General features: G+C 66.4%; 7 protein-coding genes. 5 read left to right on the forward strand and 2 right to left on the reverse strand.

Features of this window, described 5'->3' with window-relative positions:
* The first annotated feature begins 3 nt into the window (after nt 1-3).
* Nucleotides 4-2163, forward strand: coding sequence for an HlyD family efflux transporter periplasmic adaptor subunit (locus tag ABC728_RS01945; RefSeq protein WP_416618562.1), 2160 nt, complete (start codon nt 4-6; stop codon nt 2161-2163).
* Nucleotides 2164-2294: 131 nt separating this feature from the next.
* On the opposite strand, the gene ABC728_RS01950 is transcribed toward ABC728_RS01945, so the two are convergent.
* A complete protein-coding gene (locus ABC728_RS01950; protein WP_416618561.1) occupies nt 2295-2792 on the reverse strand; it encodes an arsenate reductase ArsC in 498 nt (165 codons plus the stop codon).
* Nucleotides 2793-3044: 252 nt separating this feature from the next.
* On the opposite strand from ABC728_RS01950, the gene ccoN reads away from it, so the two are divergent.
* Genes ccoN through ccoP form a run of 4 tightly spaced genes read left to right on the forward strand, consistent with a single transcriptional unit; the run spans nt 3045 to nt 6321 of the window.
* On the forward strand, nt 3045-4526 hold the full coding sequence (gene ccoN / locus ABC728_RS01955) for a cytochrome-c oxidase, cbb3-type subunit I (RefSeq protein WP_416618560.1): 1482 nt from the start codon (nt 3045-3047) through the stop codon (nt 4524-4526).
* A 14-nt stretch (nt 4527-4540) separates the two neighbouring features.
* A complete protein-coding gene (ccoO, locus tag ABC728_RS01960) occupies nt 4541-5269 on the forward strand; it encodes a cytochrome-c oxidase, cbb3-type subunit II (protein ID WP_416618559.1) in 729 nt (242 codons plus the stop codon).
* 10 nt (nt 5270-5279) lie between these two features.
* Complete coding sequence (locus ABC728_RS01965) at nt 5280-5447, forward strand: cbb3-type cytochrome oxidase subunit 3 (protein ID WP_416618558.1); 168 nt, start codon at nt 5280-5282, stop codon at nt 5445-5447.
* A 4-nt stretch (nt 5448-5451) separates the two neighbouring features.
* The gene (ccoP, locus tag ABC728_RS01970; RefSeq protein WP_416618557.1) at nt 5452-6321 is read left to right on the forward strand and encodes a cytochrome-c oxidase, cbb3-type subunit III; all 870 of its coding nucleotides are present in this window, start codon (nt 5452-5454) and stop codon (nt 6319-6321) included.
* A gap of 129 nt (nt 6322-6450) precedes the next feature.
* On the opposite strand, the gene ABC728_RS01975 is transcribed toward ccoP, so the two are convergent.
* On the reverse strand, nt 6451-21042 hold the full coding sequence (locus tag ABC728_RS01975; protein ID WP_445376310.1) for a beta strand repeat-containing protein: 14592 nt from the start codon (nt 21040-21042) through the stop codon (nt 6451-6453).
* Nucleotides 21043-21079: the final 37 nt, after the last annotated feature.

Consider the following 21079-nt stretch of genomic DNA (forward strand, 5'->3'; position numbering starts at 1 on the left):
GACATGGCCATCGCGCTCGCCATGCCCGGCCAGCAGCAGGACGCCGATGCGGGCCCCCGTCCCGTTCCGCTGCCTGCCCTGCGGGAGGAACTGCACCTGCATCAGGCCCCGCCGGACCGGTATGGCGCGCCGCGCTGGACGCTGGAGGACCCGGCCCGCAACCGCTTCTTCCAGATCGGCTGGCCCGAGATGGAGATGCTGGCCCGCTGGGACCTGGGCGAGGCCAATGCCGTGGCGGCCGCCGTGGCCGAGGCGACCACCCTGGATGTGGATGTCGAGGATGTGGAACAGTTTGCCAAGTTTCTGGCCGGCGCCAACCTGTTGCAGGTGCGCGGGCCCGATGCGATCGGCCGGCTGGTGGAACAGCGCGGCGCCCAGCGTATGGGCTGGTCCAAGTGGCTGCTGAAGAATTATCTGTTCGTGCGCATCCCGCTGGTACGGCCCGATCCCTGGCTGGAAAAGGCGCTGCCGCATGTCGCCTTCGTCTATACACGGGGCTTTTTCTGGCTGACCCTGCTGGCCGGGCTGGTCGGCCTGATCCTGGCCGGGCGGCAATGGGACAGTTTCACATCCACCTTCATGCATTTCTTCACCCTGGAGGGGGCGGCCATCGCCGCGCTGACCCTGTCCTTCACCAAGGTGCTGCACGAACTGGGTCATGCCTTCACGGCCAAGCGCTATGGTTGCCGCGTGTCCAGCATGGGGGTAGCGCTGCTGGTGATGTTTCCCGTGCTGTACACGGACACCTCGGCGGCCTGGAAACTGCGCGGCCGGCAACAGCGTCTGGCCATCGGTGCCGCCGGCATGGCCAGCGAACTGGCCCTGGCCTGCTATGCCACGCTGGCCTGGAGCTTTTTGCCCGACGGCATGCTGCGCAGCGCCGCGTTCATGGTGGCGACCACCACCTGGCTGCTGACGCTGGCTGTCAACACCAACCCGTTCATGCGGTTCGACGGCTATTTCCTGCTGTCCGACCTGCTGGACGTGGCCAACCTGCAGGATCGTTCCTTTGCCCTGGGCCGCTGGCGCCTGCGGGAGGCCTTGTTCGGGCTGGGGGAGGAGAAGCCGGAGGTGCTGCCCCCGCGGCTGGAACGGTTGCTGACGCTTTATGCCTATGGCACCTGGATTTACCGCTTCTTCCTGTTCCTGGGCATCGCCCTGCTGGTCTATCACTTCTTCTTCAAGCTGCTGGGCATTTTTCTCTTCATCATCGAGCTTGCATGGTTCATCGGGATGCCGGTCTGGAAGGAAATGAAGGAATGGTCCAAGCGTCGCACCACGTTGCGCTGGAACGCCGCGACCTTGCGCACCGGGCTTCTCGTGGCGCTTGGGCTGGGCCTGCTGCTGTTGCCCTGGGGCGGCACGGTGCGGGCGCCGGCCCTGTTGCGCGCCGCACAGCAGAATCAGTTCTATGCCCCCGCGGGCGCCCAGCTTGCGCAATTGCCGGCGGCGGGCGGGGCGGTGCAGGCGGGTGAGCCGCTGTTCCGGCTGGTCGATCCCCTGCTGGACCACCGGCTGGCCAATGTCGACCGGGAATTGCTGCGCCTGCGCTGGCAGAATAGTTTCCTGGTGCTGGACCGGGCATCCGCCGCCAGCCTGCGGGTGGTGCGGGAGGATTACGCCGCAGCGCTGGAAAAGCGCGCCGCCCTGCTGCTGGAAAAGGAACGGCTGACCATCACCGCCCCGTTCGACGGTGTGCTGGCCGACATGTCGCATCCGCTGGCATCGGGGGAATGGGTGGCGGCCGGCGAATGGCTGGGCACGCTGGTGATGCCGGGCGGTGCCGTCGTGGAAGCCTATGTCGGGGAGCGCGATCTGAAGCGGCTGGAGGTGGGCGCCGAAGCGCATTTCATTGCCGAGGCCGGGGACAGGGCGCGGCTTTCGCTCCGGCTGGACACCATTGCCACGGCGGCGACGACCCGGCTGGCGCCCGTGGCCGAACTGGCATCCCTCCAGGGCGGCGGCATCGCGGCCCTGCCCGATCCCCAGCGCGGCCCCGTTCCTGAACAGGCCGTCTATCGTGTGCTGCTGACCGTGACCGGCAACGGCGTCCCCGCCATGGTGTTGCGCGGTCAGGTCCATATCGACGCGCAGCGCCAAAGCATCGCCGGCCGGTTGCTGACCGGCGCCATTGCCGTCCTGCGCCGGGAAAGCGGCTTCTGATACCGTTGGCAATTCGGTACGGCGGCGGACGCCGTCATGCCCATCGGTCGAACATTCTGACGATGGTATGATACCGCGGCGTGACGGGCACGGGTGCGATCGGCACCTGCTTCCCGTCCGCCCGATGGGGTTCACCCCGCCAGGGCGATGTCGGATGCTTCCAGCGCCGTCAGGCGGGCCAGGCGATGGTCGGGCAGCGCGCAGAAAATCTTCACCCGGCGTTCCACCATGCCGAACACCAGGTTCAGCAGGGCACGGCGCTCCGTTTCCGACCCTTCCAGGGCCAGCGGGTCGGGAAAGCGCCAGGTGGCCTGCATCGGGTTGCCGTTCCAAAGCGGGGCCGGCCTGGCCGCCGCCTCCTCGCAGACGAAGAAGACGAAGTCCAGTGCCGGCGCCTCGGGACCGGTGAACAGGTCCCAGTGCTTGGGGCGCAGGGTGTCGGTCTCGATCCCGACCTTTTCCAGCAGGTCCAGGGTGATCGGGTCCGCCATCTCACGCGGGTCGGGCCCGGCGGAGAAGGTTTCGAACCGGCCCATCCCCCATTTGCGCAGCAGCCCTTCGGCCATGAGGCTGCGTGAGGCATTGCGGCGGCAGACGAACAGCACCTTGAACGGATGATCAGGCGTCATCGTGGGATAACCCTTGCGGCGGGGAAGAAGGGAGGGTGCGGGGGAGTATCCGCGCCGCCGGTTACATCCCTGCGTCCGCTGCGTGTCGTTCATGTGACGGTTCGCTACCGGGGCGGGGCGGCGGCGCCCGCTGGCCCCCGGTTTGACGCATATCAATGCATCCTCCCGCCGGCAGGCCCATGAAGGCAGCGTCGGGGACAGGGCAAAGGCCCGCCCCATCCAGGAATATTCCGCTGACACCGGGGGTTTGTCATGGGTGTAGCAATCGCCCACGGGGCACATGGGGGTTCGGCCGCGGCCACGCCCGTCGAGGCGTATGACGAGGATGTCATCCGCGCCTTCGTCGTTGCCGCCATGTTCTGGGGCATCGCGGCGTTCGCCGCGGGTGTCTATATCGCGTTCCAGCTGGCCTTTCCGTCCCTGAACCTGGGGCTGGAATGGACGACGTTCGGGCGGCTGCGGCCGCTGCACACGTCGGCGGCCATCTTCGCGTTCGGCGGCAACGCGCTGATCGGCTCGTCGCTCTATGTCGTGCAGCGCACCTGCCGCGTGCCCCTGTTCGGCGGGCGCGAATGGAGCTGGTTCATCTTTTTCGGCTACCAGCTTTTCATCGTGATGGCGGCCACCGGCTATCTCATGGGCATCACCCAGGGCAAGGAATATGCCGAGCCGGAATGGTATGTGGACCTGTGGCTGACGCTGGTCTGGGTCATCTACCTGATCGTGTTTGTCGGCACCGTCATCCGCCGCCGCGAGCCGCACATCTATGTGGCCAACTGGTTCTATCTGGCCTTCATCATCACCATTGCGATGCTGCATGTCGTGAACAACCTGACCGTTCCGGTCAGCTTCACGGGCACGAAGAGCTATATCGCCTGGTCGGGCGTGCAGGACGCCATGATCCAATGGTGGTACGGGCACAATGCCGTGGGCTTCTTCCTGACGGCCGGCTTCCTGGGCATGATGTATTATTTCATCCCCAAGGCCGCCAACCGCCCGATCTACAGCTACCGGCTGTCGATCATCCATTTCTGGGCGCTGATCTTCCTCTATATCTGGGCCGGCCCGCACCACCTGCACTATACGGCACTGCCCGACTGGACGCAGACGCTGGGCATGGTCTTCTCGGTCATCCTGTGGATGCCGAGCTGGGGCGGCATGATCAACGGCATCATGACCCTGTCGGGTGCCTGGGACAAGCTGCGCACCGACCCGTCGCTGCGCTTCTCCGTCACGGCCGTCGGCTTCTACGGGATGAGCACCTTCGAGGGGCCCGTCATGTCGGTGAAGGCGGTCAACGGCCTGTCGCACTATACCGACTGGACCATCGGGCATGTGCATTCCGGCGCCCTGGGCTGGGTCGCCTTCATCTGCTTCGGCATGATCTACTATCTGGTGCCGGTCCTGTGGAAGCGTCAGCGCCTCTATTCGCAGCGGCTGGTGGAGTGGCATTTCTGGACGGCCACGGTCGGCATCGTCTTCTACATCACGGCCATGTGGGTCAGCGGCATCATGCAGGGCCTGATGTGGCGCGCCTATGACGAATACGGGTTCCTCCAGTATTCGTTCGTGGAAACGGTCGCGGCCATGCACCCCTACTACATCATCCGCGGCATCGGCGGCCTGCTGTTCCTGACGGGCGCCATCATCATGGCCTACAACCTGATCCGCACCGTGCGCAGCGCCCCGGCCCTGGAGCCGGTGGCCCGGCCCGCGGCCGTGGCGGCCGAGTAAGGAGGGGCGCCACCATGAAATTCTCCCACGCGATCATCGAAAAGAACGTCATCCTGATGGCGGTGCTGACCCTGATCACCGTGTCGATCGGTGGTCTGGTGCAGATCGTGCCGCTGTTCACGGTGGAAACCACCATCGAGCGTGTCGACGGGGTGCGCCCCTACAGCCCGCTGGAACTGGCCGGCCGCAACATCTATATCCGCGAAGGCTGCTATACCTGCCACAGCCAGCAGATACGCACCTTCAAGGACGAGGTTGAGCGCTACGGTCATTACTCCCTGGCCGCGGAAAGCATGTACGATCATCCGTTCCAGTGGGGTTCCAAGCGCACGGGCCCCGATCTGGCCCGTGTCGGCGGCAAATATTCCAACGACTGGCATGTGGCCCACCTGAACGATCCGCGGGCGCTGGTGCCGGAATCGATCATGCCGGCCTATCCGTTCCTGAACCGGCCGCTGACGTTCGATGACATGGACCGTCACCTGCAGGCCAACCGCACGGTGGGCGTGCCCTATACGGACGAAATGGTCGCCAATGCCGTGAAGGACCTGCGCATCCAGGCCGGCGCCCTGCCGGACGAGGATACAGACGCCTTCCTGGCCCGCTATCCCAAGGCGCATCTGGGCGATTTCGACGGCAAGCCGAACGAGGTGACGGAGATGGACGCCCTGGTCGCCTATCTCCAGATGCTGGGCACGCTGGTCGATTTCACGCAGATCAATCCCGACGACCTGAAGCAGTGAGGGGGCGGTCATGGAACAATTTCTTCCCCTGCTGAAACAGCTCTGGGTCGTCTGGTTCCTGGTCCTGTTCATGGGCATCGTCATCTGGGCCTTCCGCCCCGGGGCGAAGCGCCGGTTCGAGGCCGATGCCATGATCCCGCTGAATGACGGTGCCGGCCCGGCCGGCGATGAAAGGTGACACCATGCCCAGCAAGATCGAGAAGGACGCCACCACGGGCACGGAAACGACGGGCCATGAGTGGGACGGCATCAAGGAACTGAACACGCCGCTGCCCAAATGGTGGCTCTACACCTTCTATGCCACCATCGTCTGGGGCCTCGCCTATACGCTTGTCTTCCCGTCCTGGCCCAGCCTGACCGGCCATTTCGAAGGCACCTCGGGCTGGACCCGGCGGGCGGAGGTGGCGGACACCCTGGCCGCCCAGAAGGAGGCGCAGGCCGGCACGCGCGAGCAGATACTGGCACTGGATATCGAGAGCATCCGCCGGGACCCGGCGCTGATGGGCTATGTCCAGGCGGCGGGGCGGGTCGCCTTCGCGGACAATTGCGCCGGTTGCCATGGGGCCGGCGGGGCGGGGGCCGTGGGCTTCCCCACCCTGGCCGACGATGACTGGATCTGGGGCGGCACGCCGGACCAGATCCTGCAGACCATCACCTATGGCATCCGCAACGCCAACGACAACAGCCGCTTCGCCGACATGCCGCGTTTCGGCGCTGACGGCATTCTCACCAAGGAGCAGATCGCCGATACGGCCGATTTCGTCCTGTCGCTGTCGGGCAACGGGGGCGACGCTGCCGCCATCGGCCGCGGGGCCGCGATCTATGCCGACAATTGCGCCGCCTGCCATGGCGAGCGGGGTGAGGGCATGCACGAGGTGGGCGCACCGCGCCTGTCGGACGGCATCTGGCTCTATGGCGGCGACCGGCCCACGGTCATCGAAAGCATCACAAATGCCAGACGCGGCAGCATGCCGGCCTGGATCGAACGGCTTGACCCGGCCACGGTCAAGGTGCTGGCGACCTATGTTCACGCCCTCGGTGGCGGGCAATAACCCCCCGAACCCCTTTGCCCCCACCCGACTCACCCGCCCGGAGCCATCCGGGCGGGTGTTTTGTTGTGCAAGGCCCCAGGTGCCGGCAGTCGCCGCCGTGGCACCGGTCAAAATGTCCGACCGATGCCACTATGCGAAGGTGACGTTGCCCGTACTCAGCCGGGCGTTGGAAACCACGCCCAGCAGCCGGATCTCGCTGGCGGCGACATCCTGGCTCTCGCTGGTCTTGGTCACCATGTAGATGCCGGTATTGTTGGCATTGTCGCCGGCCAGCACCAGCACGCTGCCGCCCACCTGCTGGTTCTGCAGGGTGCCGATGGCGGCACGGATGGAGGCCAGGCTGGCGTCGGCAAGATTGTCCGTCACCGTCGTCAGCCGCACCACCTCATCGGTGGCCAGGTCGATCTGGCCGGTCCCCCGTTCCGCCCCCTGGACCAGACCGTCGCCGTTGCGGTCCAGCATGGAACGCAGGTTGCCGATCAATGCCAGCGTGTCGCTCGCCGTCTGGAAGTTGGCGATGTGATCGAAGCCGGTATTCGCCCCTGCCGCCCCGCCATCGCCCAGGTCGCGATAGACGATCTGGTCGGCGGCGTTGCTGGTGCCCAGGGTGATATGGTCGGCCCCGGCCCCGCCTTCGAAACGGATGGCCTTGGTGCCCGTGACGGTGACGACATCCGCGCCCGCCCCGCCGGTCAGGGTCTCGATATTGCTGACCTGGATGGTATTGCCCTGGTTGCCCAGGCCGATCACATCCTTGGAGGCCCCGCCGACCAGCGTCTCGACCCCGGCGACCGTCATGGTCGCACCGGAATTGCCGATGGTGACGATATCCAGGCCGGCGCCGCCCTGGATATCCTCCACACCGCGCACCAGCAGGCTGTTGCCGCCGTCACCCAGCCGCAGCGCGTCATGCCCGCTGCCGCCGACCAGCACGTCGATACCCTGGGCCGTCAGGGTGCCGCCGGCCGTCCCGGTGAAGACGAAGTTGGTGCCCGCCCCGCCGATCAGGCTTTCGATCCCCTCCACGGAGATGGTGGCACCGCCCGCCAGGGTGACGCGGTCCAGTCCGGCCCCGCCGATCAGGGTTTCCAGGGCGGACACGGTGATGTCGTTGCCGCCATCGCCCAGCGTGACATGGTCCCTGGTGCGGCTGCCGACCAGGGTTTCGATACCCTGCAGCCAGATGGTGTTGCCGACGCCGCCCAGATGGATCACGTCGGTGCCGGGCGTGCCGGTCAGGCTTTCCAGCATCGCCACCGTCATGGTCATGCCCTGCGCACCGATGCCGGTGACGACATCATGTGCGCTGCTGCCGATCAGCGTTTCCAGATCCATCACGGCCATGGTCGTGCCGCCCGGCCGGGCGAAGGTGATCACGTCGGTCCCGGCATTGCCGATGATCGTCGCATAGCGATCGACGCTGAGCGTGGCCCCCCCCGCCGGCAGGCGCAGCACATCCTCGATGGTCTGGATGGTGAGTGTCCGGTCGCTGTCGGCCGTGCGGGGATCCATGTCGGATGTCTGCACCCGAAGCTGTGCCGTGGCCGCGTCCCCGCCGGCGGTGAACATCAGCGTCGCCAGCGTGGCGTTCAGGTCGGCCACGCTGCCGGTCAGGCGGATCACCGCGTCGCTGACCTGGGTCAGCACCGTCCCGCCGGCCAGCGTCACCGCCACCGAACCCCCGGTCGGTGTCAGCGTGACGGACAGTTGGTCGCTGTCCGCGTCGGCAACCCCGATACCGTCGATCCGGGTCGCGGTGCCGCGCAGCACGGTGGCGGCATCCGGCAGATTGGTGACCGGCGGCTGCAGCACCTGGATGGTGATCAGGTCGCTGTCGTTCGGCGTGATGGGGTCATGGTCGTCGGTATCCATCCGCAGCGTGGCGGTCGGCCGGCCGGCGAGGCCGGTGAACTCCACGCTGGCCAGCGATTGCTGAACGGCGGCGGTGGACCCGGATACCACCAGCACACCGTTGGCACCATGTGTCACGGTCACGTCGCCAAAGGCGGTCAGGCTGACTACACCATCGGTCGGGGTCAAGGTGACGGTCAGGGTCGGGCTGTCGGTGTCGATCACGCCGATACCGATGATCTCGTCGGTGATGCCGGCGACCACGGTCGGGCTGACGGGCAGCACATTTTCCGGTGGGGCCGCGACGCGCAGCGCGACGGTGCGAGTGTCGCTGGGTCCGCTGCCGGCATTGCCCGCAGTGATGCTCAACGAACCGGCGGTGCTGCCGGCGGCGGGCGTGAAATACAGCCCGGCCAGGGTGGCATTCACATCGGCCAGGCTGCCCGTCAGCGTGACGGTGCCGTCGCCGAAGCTCTGGCTTGCCGGCCCGATCAGCAGGATGGCCCCGCCGATGGCGGCCAGGGTGACGGTGACATTCCCGCCGCGGGCGGCCTGCACGGTGATGCCCGTGACACGGCTGCTGCCGCTCGACAGGATCGCGGCATCCTGCGGCACCAGCATGCGCGGTGTCGCCGGATCATCGTTCAGGATGGTGCCGCCGGCCCGCACGCCCTGAATGTCCATGCCGGGCGACGGGTTCAGCAACTCCACGGTGAAATGCTCGTCTGCTTCCACCGTATTGTCGCCGGTGACCTCGATCGTGATGATCTTGACGGTCTCGCCGGCTGCGAAATGGACCGTGCCGAAGGGCAGGACGCCGCCGAAATCGGCCGCGTCCAGGCCGGCATTGCCGCTGACGCGGTAATCCACCGTGGCGGCGGCCAGATTGGCACCGCTGCGGGTGACCTGGAAGGTGAAGGCGGTGGTGCCGCTGTCACCTTCAGGCTTTACGGCATCCAGTGCCGTGATCGACACCCGCGTGGGCACGATGACGCCCACCACGGCGCCGGCCACCGCATTGTCCAGATTGGCCCCGGTCAGTGCCGCCAGGGCGGCATCCAGGTTGCCCGCGGCCACGCCGTCACGCAGGGCGGCGATGCCCTCTGTCTGGACGATCACCTGCACGCGGGCCATCGCCGTCAGGGCGGCCAGCGGGTCTGGCGTGGCCGAGGCCGCCTCCACCTTGGCGTTGCCGGCGGCGATGATACTGCCGGCCACCTCCGACAGGGCGTTGACCCTGTCGGCGTCGATGCCGCCCAGCCGGGCGGCGGCCCCGCGCAGGATGGCCGCCAGCGTGGCGCTGCTGGTCAGGTCCAGCGTGGCCCCTTCCGGCAGTTCGCGTATCCGGTCGGCCAGCGAGGCCAGGATGGCCAGCCCCGCCTGCCCGGTGGGCAGGGCCGTCGCCGCGGCACCGTCCATCACGGCGGTGCCCTGCGCGATCAGGTTGGCGATCTTTGCCGCCGCGGACTGGGCGTTGACCGCCTGGGCCACCGCATCGGGGGACGCACCCTCGGCCGTGGCCGCGTCCAGCGGATCGACATTCATCAGGTCCAGGCCAGGCGCGATGCCGAGAGCCGCCTTGAGCTGGGCCGCCGCCGCCAGATTGGCGGCATTGCCGGCCTGATAGCCCGCAAGCCCGACGATGGCGCTGGTCAGCGGATTGATGACGGTCGCCCGTTCCGGCGCCAGATAGACCCCGTTGAATGTCTGGCCGGTGGAAATGTCGGTGCCGCCGACCATGACATAGGGGCCGTCGCCGCCGGCGATCTCGTAATTGCCCGTCGCATCGGTGGTGGACGCCACCTCGCCCGGGTCCAGCACGCCATTGCCGTTGGCGTCGGCGAAGACCTGGGCGCCGCTGATATAACCGTCAACCGACCGGCCGCGGACATAATTGACCAGCACGCCGCCGAAATCGACGCCGTTCAGGTTGAAGCCGGGCAGGGCGGCGTTGCCGGCCGCGTCCGTGATGGTGCCGGCATTGGCGATCCGGTCGATGACGGAAATGCCGTCGCGGTCCGCGTCGCCATCGCCCACCACATAGCGGAAGGTCAGCACATTGCTGCCCGACCCGCCGGCATAGACGGCCTGGCGTGCCGCGTCCCCGACCAGCAGGTCCAGCGCCGGGCTGCCATTGACGGTGACCACCTCGCTGAAGGTCAGGCTGATCTCAACGATATCGCCGGGGAAATAGGTGCCGGCGGCCGGTGCCGTGATGCCGGTCACCTCCGGCGGCACGCGGTCGCGCGTGCTGTCCAGGATGGTGCCCGATGCCGTGGACGGATTGTTGATCCGCGGCGGCAGCACCAGGCCGGATGCGGTCAGCCCGTGCAGCGACACCGTGAAGGTCTCGTCACCCTCCTCCAGCGTGTCGGCCCGCACCAGGATGGTGATCTCCTTGGAGAATTCGCCGGGGTTGAAGGTCACGCTGCCCGACGGCAGCACGTCGCCGGCGAAATCGAACCGGTCGATGCCGCCGCCCGCATCGATCCGCCAGTTGATGGAGACGGTGCCATCGGTTGCCGGTGCCTGGCCGGCGCTGCGGGTGATGACGAAACTGTAGGCGATCAGCCCGTCACCCGTCGGCTCGGCCTGGACCGATGCCGTGCCGGGCTTGGTGGCGATGCTGACCATCTGCTCTTCGGCGATGGTGATGTCCACCTGGCTGACGATTTCGCTCTGTCCGTCGGACACGCTGTAGGCGACGCGCCCGGCCACACCGGTGAAGCCCTGGTCCACCCGGAAGGCCAGCCCGGCCAGTTCGGCGGCGGACAGCACATCGCCCAGGCTGACCACCGTGCCGTCGGCCCGCAGCAGGCGGCCATTGCTGGGCAGTTCGCTGATGGTGACCGACAGGGCATTGCCGTCCGGATCGACCGGCCTTTCGATGGACAGGCCGATGGCGCCGGAATTCTTGGCGATGATCACCTGCTTGGGTGCCTGCAGGATCGGGTCGTTGTTCTCGCCCAGGATGGTGATGGTGACGGTGCCGGTGGAGGACAGCCCCCCCTTGTCGACCATGGTGTAGGTAAAGCTGTCGGTGCCCGTCGCCCCCGCCGGCAGGGCAATGAAGGCGCCATTGGGATCATAGACATAGGTGCCGTCGGCATTGACCTGCACCCGCGCGCCCGACGCCAGGGTGATGAACTGCCCGACCACGGCGGTGCCGTTCACGCCGACGACGGTCCGGGTATCGCCCGGATCGATGTCGGTATCATTGTCCAGCACGCTGGCGCCGTTCAGGATACCGGTCTCGTTGACCGTGCCGGTATCATCCACGGCCACCGGGGCCTGGTTGACGTCGGTCACAGTCAGGACGAAGGTCTGGCCCGCGCTGGCCCCGGCCCTGTCCGTCGCCGTGACGGTGACCTGCACTATCCCCGCATCAAGGAAACCGGGCGTGCCGGTGAAACTGCCCGTGGCGGCGTCGAACCGCAGCCAGGATGGCAGGGCGGAACCGTCCGCCAGCGTCGCCGACAGGGTCAGCACATCGCCAGTATCGACGTCGGTGAAGGCCGAGGCCGGCACCGTCAGGGTGAAGGTGGCGCCTTCCGCCACGGCATGGTCACCGATCGGCGCACCAACCACCGGCGCATCATTCACCGGGGTGACCGTCAGGTTGATGGTGCCGGTGACCGGTGCGTTGCCGGCAATATTGTCGGTGATCAGCAGGCTGACGCTGGTCGACAGGTCATTGTCGGCCACGGCCACGAAACTGGCCGCCGCGAGTGCCGCGTTGATCTGGGCCATGGTGCCGGTCGCCGTCCAGACGCCGGTCGCCGGGTCGTAGCTGCCACCGCCTTCGATGCGGCCCAATGCCGGGTTGGCCAGGGTCAGGACCGCTGTCAGCACAGCATTGGCCGGTGCCGCCGTCAGGAAGGTGCCAGCCAGGGAAAGCGCGCCGGAATCCTCCACATAGGCAAGATCGCGCGACAAGCCGCCGGCCACGATCGCGGTCCGGCCGATGCTGAAGGGCGCGCCCGCTGTCGGCGCTGCGACCGCATTGCCCGCCCCGTCGGTGATGCCGGCGGCACCGACATTCAGGGATACGGTCCCGCCGCCGGTCAGGCCGGTGGCCGTGACCTCGATGGTCTGGCTGTCGATGATGGTGACGCTGCCGATGCTGCCGCTGGCCGTGCCTGTCGTGATCAGGCCGAAAGCCGCGGCGGTGACGCCATAGACCGCTTCGGAGAAGCTGATCCGCCAGGTCAGGCTGGTGGCCTCGGCGGTGGGATTATCGATCAGCGTCACGCCCCCGATGGTCGGCGACGTCCCGTCCAGGGTGATGATGCGGGTTTCGCTGGGCGTGCTGGGGACACCGGAACTGCCCGTGGCGGTGGCGCTGAAGGTCAGGTTGCCGGTCAACGCGCTGGCATCGAAGCTGAAGCTGTATACCCCATCGGCGCCGGCCACCGTGGTCAGGCCGCTGGCATTGCCGTTGAGGAGGAGGGTCACGGTGGCGCCCGCCTCCGTTGTGCCCGTCAGGCGCAGCAGGCCCGGCCGGGCGACATCCGGCACGCCGGCATTGCTGCCCGGGGCCAGGGTCGGGCTGGTGGGGCTGGTGGTCCGGGGGGCGATGGTGAAGGTGAAGTTCTGCTGGCTGACCCCGCCGCCGCCATCGCTGGCCTGGACGGTGATGGTCTTGTCGCCGGCAATGCCTTGCGACCAGTTGATGCCATCCCTGACCGTGACGACGCCGGTATTGGCATCGATCTGGACCAGGCCGCCGGCATCGTCGAGCAGGCTGTAGGTGACGGTGCCGCCATTGACGTCGGTGGCACTGGCCGTGATGCCCACGGCCGTGCCACCACTGGCACCCTCCGCCATCCTGTTCACCGCGCTGTCACTGTCGGTCGGGGTAGCGGGGGGTGCGTTTGTGACGTTGATGGTGAAGGTCTGGCTGCTGGTGGCGGTGCCGTCGCTGGCCTGGACCGTGATGGTGTGGCTGGTGGCGGTCTCGTAATCCAGCTTGGTGGCGTCGGCGACGGTGACGACGCCGGTTGTGGCATCGATGGCGAAGCGCCCGCCGGCATTGTCGGTCAGGCTGTAGGTGATGCTGCCGCCATTGACGTCCGTAGCACTGGCCGTGATGCCCACGGCGGTGCCGTTGGTGGCACCCTCGACGACGCTGTTGGCGGCATTGTTGCTGTCGGTCGGCGTGGCGGGCGCGGCGTTTGTGACGTTGATGGTGAAGGTCTGGCTGCTGGTGGCGGTGCCGTCACTGGCCTGGACCGTGATGGAATGGCTGGTGGCAGTCTCGAAATCCAGCAGCGTGCCGTCGGCGACGGTGACGACACCCGTCGTGGCATCGATGGCGAAGCGTCCGCCGGCATCGTCGGTCAGGCTGTAGGTGACAGTACCGCCATTGACGTCGGTGGTGCTGGCCGTGATGCCCACGGCGGTGCCGTTGGTGGCACCCTCGACGACGCTGTTGGCGTCATTGTTGCTGTCGGTCGGCGTGGCGGGCGCGGCGTTCGTGACGTTGATGGTGAAGGTCTGGGTGCTGGTGTCGGTGCCGTCACTGGCCTGGACCGTGATGGAATGGCTGGTGGCGGTCTCGAAATCCAGCAGCGTGCCGTCGGCGACGGTGACGACGCCGGATGTGGCATCGATGGCGAAGCGCCCGCCGGCATTGTCGGTCAGGCTGTAGGTGATGCTGCCGCCATTGATGTCGGTGGCGCTGGCCGTGATGCCGACGGCGGTGCCGTTGGCCGCCCCTTCCACGACGCTGTTGGCAGCATTGTTGCTGTCGGTCGGCGTGCCCGGGCCGACATTGGTGACGTTGATGGTGAAGGTCTGGCTGCTGGTATCGATCCCGTCGCTGGCCTGCACCGTGATGGTGTGGCTGGTCGCGGTCTCATAGTCCAGCTTGCTGCCGTCGGCGACGGTGACGATACCTGTCGTGGCGTCGATCGCGAAGCGCCCGCCGGCATCGTCGATCAGGCTGTAGGTGACGCTGCCGCCATTGACGTCCGTAGCACTGGCCGTGATGCCCACGGCCGTGCCATTGGCTGCCCCTTCCACAATGCTGTTGATAGAGCTGTCGCCGTCGGTGGGGGTGCTTGGCGGTGCGTTTGTGACGTTGATGGTAAAGGTTTGGGTGCTGGTATCGGTGCCGTCACTGGCCTGGACCGTGATGGTGTGGCTGGCGGCCGCCCGGTGGTCGAGCTTGCTGCCGTCGGCGACGGTGACGACGCCGGTTGTGGCATCGATGGCGAAGCGCCCGCCGGCATCGTCGGTCAGGCTATAGGTGACAGTACCGCCATTGACGTCCGTAGCACTGGCCGTGATGCCCACGGCGGTGCCGTTGGCGGCACCCTCGACGACGCTGTTGGCGGTACTGTCGCTGTCGGTCGGGGTAGCCGGGGCAGCGTTTGTGACGTTGATGGTGAAGGTCTGGGTGCTGGTGTCGACCCCGTCACTGGCCTGGACCGTGATGGAATGGCTGGTGGCGGTCTCGAAATCCAGCAGCGTGCCATCGGCGACGGTGACGACGCCGGTTGTTGCATCGATGGCGAAGCGTCCGCCGGCATCATCGGTCAGGCTGTAGGTGACAGTACCGCCATTGATGTCGGTGGCGCTGGCCGTGATGCCGACGGCGGTGCCGTTGGCGGCACCCTCGACGACGCTGTTGGCGGCATTGTTGCTGTCGGTCGGCGTGGCGGGCGCGGCGTTCGTGACGTTGATGGTGAAGGTCTGGGTGCTGGTGTCGACCCCGTCACTGGCCTGGACCGTGATGGTGTGGCTGGTGGCGGTCTCGAAATCCAGCAGCGTGCCATCGGCGACGGTGACGACGCCGGTTGTGGCATCGATGGCGAAGCGCCCGCCGGCATCGTCGGTCAGGCTGTAGGTGACAGTACCGCCATTGATGTCGGTGGCGCTGGCCGTGATGCCCACGGCGGTGCCGTTGGCGGCACCCTCGACGATGCTGTTGGCGGCACTGTTGCTGTCGGTCGGCGTGGCGGGCGCGGCGTTCGTGACGTTGATGGTGAATGTCTGGGTGCTGGTATCGGTGCCGTCACTGGCCTGGACCGTGATGGAATGGCTGGTGGCCGTCTCGAAATCCAGCAGCGTGCCGTCAGCGACGGTGACGACGCCGGTTGTGGCGTCGATGGCGAAACGTCCGCCGGCATCGTCGGTCAGGCTATAGGTGATGCTGCCGCCATTGATGTCGGTGGCGCTGGCCGTGATGCTGACGGCGGTGCCGTTGGTCGCCCCTTCCACGACGCTGTTGGCGTCATTGTCGCTGTCGGTCGGCGTGCCCGGGGCGACATTGGTGACGTTGATGGTGAAGGTCTGGCTGCTGGTGGCGGTGCCGTCACTGGCCTGGACCGTGATGGAATGGCTGGTGGCGGTCTCGAAATCCAGCAGCGTGCCGTCGGCGACGGTGACGACGCCGGTTGTGGCATCGATGGCGAAACGCCCGCCGGCATCGTCGGTCAGGCTGTAGGTGACGGTGCCGCCATTGACATCGGTGGCGCTGGCCGTGATGCCGACGGCGGTGCCGTTGGCGGCACCCTCGACGACGCTGTTGGCGGCATTGTTGCTGTCGGTCGGGGTAGCCGGGGCAGCGTTTGTGACGTTGATGGTGAAGGTCTGGGTGCTGGTGTCGGTGCCGTCACTGGCCTGGACCGTGATGGAATGGCTGGTGGCGGTCTCGAAATCCAGCAGCGTGCCATCGGCGACGGCGACGACGCCGGTTGTGGCATCGATGGCGAAGCGCCCGCCGGCATCGTCGGTCAGGCTGTAGGTGATGCTGCCGCCATTGACGTCCGTAGCACTGGCCGTGATGCCCACGGCGGTGCCGCTGGCGGCACCCTCGACGACGCTGTTGGCGGTACTGTCGCTGTCGGTCGGGGTAGCCGGGGCGACATTGGTGACGTTGATGGTGAAGGTCTGGGTGCTGGTGTCGACCCCGTCACTGGCCTGGACCGTGATGGAATGGCTGGTGGCCGTCTCGAAATCCAGCAGCGTGCCATCGGCGACGGTGACGACGCCGGTTGTTGCATCGATGGCGAAGCGCCCGCCGGCATCGTCGGTCAGGCTATAGGTGACAGTACCGCCATTGATGTCGGTGGCGCTGGCCGTGATGCCCACGGTGGTGCCGTTGGCGGCACCCTCGACGACGCTGTTCGCGGTACTGTCGCTGTCCGTCGGCGTGGCGGGCGCGGCGTTTGTGACGTTGATGGTGAAGGTCTGGGTGCTGGTGTCGGTGCCGTCACTGGCCTGGACCGTGATGGAATGGCTGGTGGCGGTCTCGAAATCCAGCAGCGTGCCATCGGCGACGGTGACGACGCCGGTTGTTGCATCGATGGCGAAGCGCCCGCCGGCATCGTCGGTCAGGCTGTAGGTGACAGTCCCGCCATTGATGTCGGTGGCGCTGGCCGTGATGCCGACGGCGGTGCCGTTGGTGGCACCCTCGACGACGCTGTTCGCGTCATTGTCGCTGTCGGTCGGCGTGGCGGGCGCGGCGTTTGTGACGTTGATGGTGAAGGTCTGGGTGCTGGTATCGGTGCCGTCACTGGCCTGGACCGTGATGGAATGGCTGGTGGCGGTCTCGAAATCCAGCAGCGTGCCATCGGCGACGGTGACGACGCCGGTTGTTGCATCGATGGCGAAGCGCCCGCCGGCATTGTCGGTCAGGCTGTAGGTGATGCTGCCGCCATTGACGTCGGTGGCGCTGGCCGTGATGCCCACGGCGGTGCCGCTGGTGGCACCCTCGACGACGCTGTTGGCGGCACTGTTGCTGTCGGTCGGCGTGGCGGGCGCGGCGTTTGTGACGTTGATGGTGAAGGTCTGGGTGCTGGTGTCGACCCCGTCACTGGCCTGGACCGTGATGGTGTGGCTGGTGGCGGTCTCGAAATCCAGCAGCGTGCCGTCGGCGACGCTGACGACGCCGGTTGTGGCATCGATGGCGAAGCGCCCGCCGGCATCGTCGGTCAGGCTATAGGTGACGGTACCGCCATTGACGTCGGTGGCGCTGGCGGTGATGCCCACGGCGGTGCCGTTGGCGGCACCCTCGACGACGCTGTTGGCGGCGCTGTCGCTGTCCGTCGGGGTGGCGGGGGCAGCGTTCGTGACGTTGATGGTGAAGGTCTGGCTGCTTGTATTGCTGCCATCACTGGCCTGCACCGTGATGGAATGGCTGGTTGCCGTCTCGAAATCCAGCAGAGTGCCGTCGGCGACGGTGACGACGCCCGTCGTGGCATCGATGGCGAAGCGTCCGCCGGCATCGTCGGTCAGGCTGTAGGTGATGTTGGGCAGGCCGTTCGGCTCTGCCGCCGTGACACCGACGGCGGTGCCGTTTGCAGCCCCTTCCACGACGCTGTTGGCGGCGTTGTCGCTGTCGTCCGGTGTGCCCGGCGGCATGTTCGTGACGTTGATGGTGAAGGTCTGTGTGCTGGTGTCGGTGCCGTCGCTGGCCTGGACCGTAATGGTGTGGCTGGTGGCGGTCTGGTAATCCAGCAAGGTGCCGTCGGCGACGGTAACGACGCCTGTCGTGGCATTGATGGCGAAACGTCCGCCGGCATCGTCGGCCAGGCTGTAGGTGACGGTGCCGCCATTGACGTCCGTAGCACTGGCCGTGATGCCCACGGCGGTGCCGTTGGCCGCGCCTTGCAGGACGCTGTTGGCCGCGCTGTTGCTGTCGGTCGGGGTGGTGGGGGCGACATTGGTGACGTTGATGGTGAAGGTCTGGCTGCTGGTGGCGGCACCGTCGCTGACCTGTACCGTGATGGAATGGCTGGTTGCCGTCTCGAAATCCAGCAGAGTGCCGTCGGCGACGGTGACGACGCCCGTCGTGGCATCGATGGCGAAGCGTCCGCCGGCATCGTCGGTCAGGCTGTAGGTGAGGCTGCTCAAGCCATTCGGTTCCGACACGGTGATGCCGACGGCGGTGCCGTTGGCCGCGCCTTCGGCGATGCTGTTGGCGGTGTTGTCGCTGTCGGTGGGGGTGCCGGGGATCACGCGGCTGGTGAGCAGCGTGGCACCATTGGCGTTGCTGACCGTGAAGTTGGCTGTGGTCAGCCCGGCGCGGCCCGCCAGGGTGATGGTGATGGGCGGACCGGCGCCGATCGTCACGATGGCATCGGCCCCGCTGTCGGTCACGGTGATGTCGCTGATCGAATAGCTGGTGCCGGAGATGCGGATCGTGTCGGTGCTGTCGGTGAAGTCGGTGATCAGGTCACCATCGGTGACGTCGAACACATCCTCGCCATCACCACCGGTCAGGGTGTCGGCACCGCTGCCGCCGATCAGCGTGTCGTCACCGTCGCCGCCGATCAGGGTATCATTGCCGTTGCCGCCATCGATCAGGACATCGATCGAGCCGGCCGCCGGCGGGAAGCCGGCGCCAGCCGTGGCCACGGTGATCAGGTCGCCGCCAATGCCGCCGATGATGCTTTCCAGCAGCCAGGCGGTCAGCGTATTGCCGCTGGATCCCAGCGTTACGACATCCAGGCCCGCCCCGCCGATCGCGGTTTCGATCAAGGAAATGCCGAGAGTGGAGCCGTCGCTGGCGAGCTGGGTGACGACGTCGGTGCCGCTGCCACCGGTCAGCGTCTCCACCGCGGCGACGGAAATGGTATTGCCGCCATTGGCCAGCCGGACCCCGTCCTGCCCGCTGCCACCGATGATGGTTTCAACCAGCGAGACGCTGATAATGTTGGTACCATTGTCCAGTTGCACGAAGTCGGTGCCGCCGCCGCCCAGGAAGGTGTCGATCTGAGACACCAGCATGGTGCTGCCGCCGCCGCCGATAACCGCGACCAGTTCGTTCTGTGCGCTGCCGATCAGCGTTTCCAGCAACTGGACCGCGATCGTGCTACCCTGCGTTTGCGTCAGGGTGATGATGTCGGTGCCGCCGTCGCCGATCACCGTTTCGTATGGCAGGACGACATCGCTGCTGCCGCCGGATGCAGGCATGTGCAATATGTTGTCGATGCCGCCGATGACGATGGTCTGCGTTGCACCGCCCACGGCGATGGTCTGGGAAGGCGTCCGAACCGTGTCCACGCCCGAGACATAGATGGTCCCCGACACCATATCGATGCTGATATCGTTGGTGCCGCCATTGCCGATCAGCGTTTCAACATTGCTGACGACCGTGGTGTTGCCGTTGCTGCCCAGGTTGATCACATCGTTGCCGCCGCCGCCGATCAGCGTGGCGAGCGCGGAGACGGTAACGGTATTGCCGCTGCTGCCGGCCAGGATGGCCCCGCCGCCATTGCCGATCAGGGTTTCGACATCGGACACCAGAACCTGTTGCGTGGGGTCGGTGTTGACGGCCAGTTGCACGACGTCCTGGTACGCGCTGCCGATGATCGTCTCGAAATCCTTGACCGTGATGGCGGTCGCGGCACTGCGCAAGGTCACCAGATCGTTGAAGGTGGATGCACCGATCAGCGTGCCGACCATGTCGATGCTGAGCGTCGTGCCCCCGGTCTGGGTGGTGGTGATGATGTTGGTACTGTCACCGCCGATCAGGGTCTCGATGGATTCGATCGTGGCAGAGGTGGTGATGCCCGACAGAAGCTGGATCGTGTCGGCGCCGCTGGTGCCGGTGATCACTTCCACGGCCGCCGTCGTCAGCGTCCCGGCGGTGGTGAACTGCACGGAGTCGGCATTCTTGCTGCCGACGATGGTTTCGATGCCCTGAAGCAGGATGTCGTTGGCGAAGCTGCCGACCGCGGCCAGTTGCACGAAATCGTTGCCGCTGGTACCGATCAGGGTTTCAACCAGGGCGATGGTCGTGGTGCTGCCGCCCGTCTGGTCGATCTGTACGACATCGTCGGTGGCAATGGAAGAGCCGATGATCTCCTCGATCATCGACACATTGATGGTGTTGCCGTTCGTGGCGCCGGGCGCCGACATTGAGATCGTGTCGTACTGGGCCGTGCCGATCAGCGTTTCCACCATCGCCACCAGCATCGTGCCCGTGTTGGTGGTGGTGGCCAGCGCAGTGCTGCCGAAAATGGGTGTTGTCCGCCGCTCCTCCATCGTGACCACATCGACGCCGTCGCTGCCGATCAGCGTGTCGATATCGGCGATGGTGATGGTGGTGTTGGTGTCGCCCAGGATGAGGGTATCGCGTCCGGAGGTGCCGCCGGCCACCATCTCGATATTATGCACCCTCAGCGTCATGCCGCCGGAAGCCAGGTTGATGGTGCCGGATTTGAAACCGTTGGTGACGATGTCGTAGCCGGTGCCGCCGATCAGCGTTTCCAGGAACCCGATACCCATCGTGTTCCCGCCATCGCCCAGGCTGATGACGTCGATTTTGCTGCCATTGCCGAGGATGATTTCGAAATCGACAACCATCGCCGTTTGGCCGCCCGCCGAAGCGACGCTGGCGATTAAATCGTTGGCGCCGTTGCCGATGATCGTTTCGAACAGGCCGATGGCGGTGGTGGTGCCGTTCGTATTGAGGAAGACGGCAACGTCGTTGCCGTCGCTGCCCATCAGGCTGTGGATGAAGCTGACGGCGATGGTGTTGCCGCCGGTATTGGCCAATGTGAGGAAGTCGGTGCCCGTGGTGGCGCCGATAAAGGTCTCGATGCCGTCGACCACCATCGTGCTGCCGTTCGTCGCAAGGGTCACGACGTCCTTGCCGACATTGCCGATCAGCGTTTCAAGCAAAGCAACAGCCATCGTATTGCCGGCGGTGCCGCCAAGGGTGATGACATCCTTTCGGGCCACGCTCGTGCCGCCGCGCAGACTGGCGATATTGGTAACGGTCATTGTCTGGCCGTTGGTGTTCAGCACGAGGCCCTGGGTGCCGCTGTTCACCCCCACAACGAAGGAATAGACCGTCCCCGTGGAGAGGGTTACGTCCGCGCCGCCCGAAAGGGTCAGGGTACCGCCAGCAGCCATGTCAAATCCCCACTATCCGCCCCGAACATGCGCGTAC

This window comes from Niveispirillum fermenti (assembly GCF_052474395.1).

What these genes read in the sequence shown, in the direction of transcription:
- ccoO (WP_416618559.1), top strand. Translation starts at nt 4,541, where the DNA reads ATGAAATTCTCCCACGCGATCATCGAAAAGAACGTCATCCTGATGGCG.
- ABC728_RS01965 (WP_416618558.1), top strand. Translation starts at nt 5,280, where the DNA reads ATGGAACAATTTCTTCCCCTGCTGAAACAGCTCTGGGTCGTCTGGTTC.
- ABC728_RS01975 (WP_445376310.1), bottom strand. Translation starts at nt 21,042, where the DNA reads ATGGCTGCTGGCGGTACCCTGACCCTTTCGGGCGGCGCGGACGTAACC.
- ABC728_RS01945 (WP_416618562.1), top strand. Translation starts at nt 4, where the DNA reads ATGGCCATCGCGCTCGCCATGCCCGGCCAGCAGCAGGACGCCGATGCG.
- ABC728_RS01950 (WP_416618561.1), bottom strand. Translation starts at nt 2,792, where the DNA reads ATGACGCCTGATCATCCGTTCAAGGTGCTGTTCGTCTGCCGCCGCAAT.
- ccoP (WP_416618557.1), top strand. Translation starts at nt 5,452, where the DNA reads ATGCCCAGCAAGATCGAGAAGGACGCCACCACGGGCACGGAAACGACG.
- ccoN (WP_416618560.1), top strand. Translation starts at nt 3,045, where the DNA reads ATGGGTGTAGCAATCGCCCACGGGGCACATGGGGGTTCGGCCGCGGCC.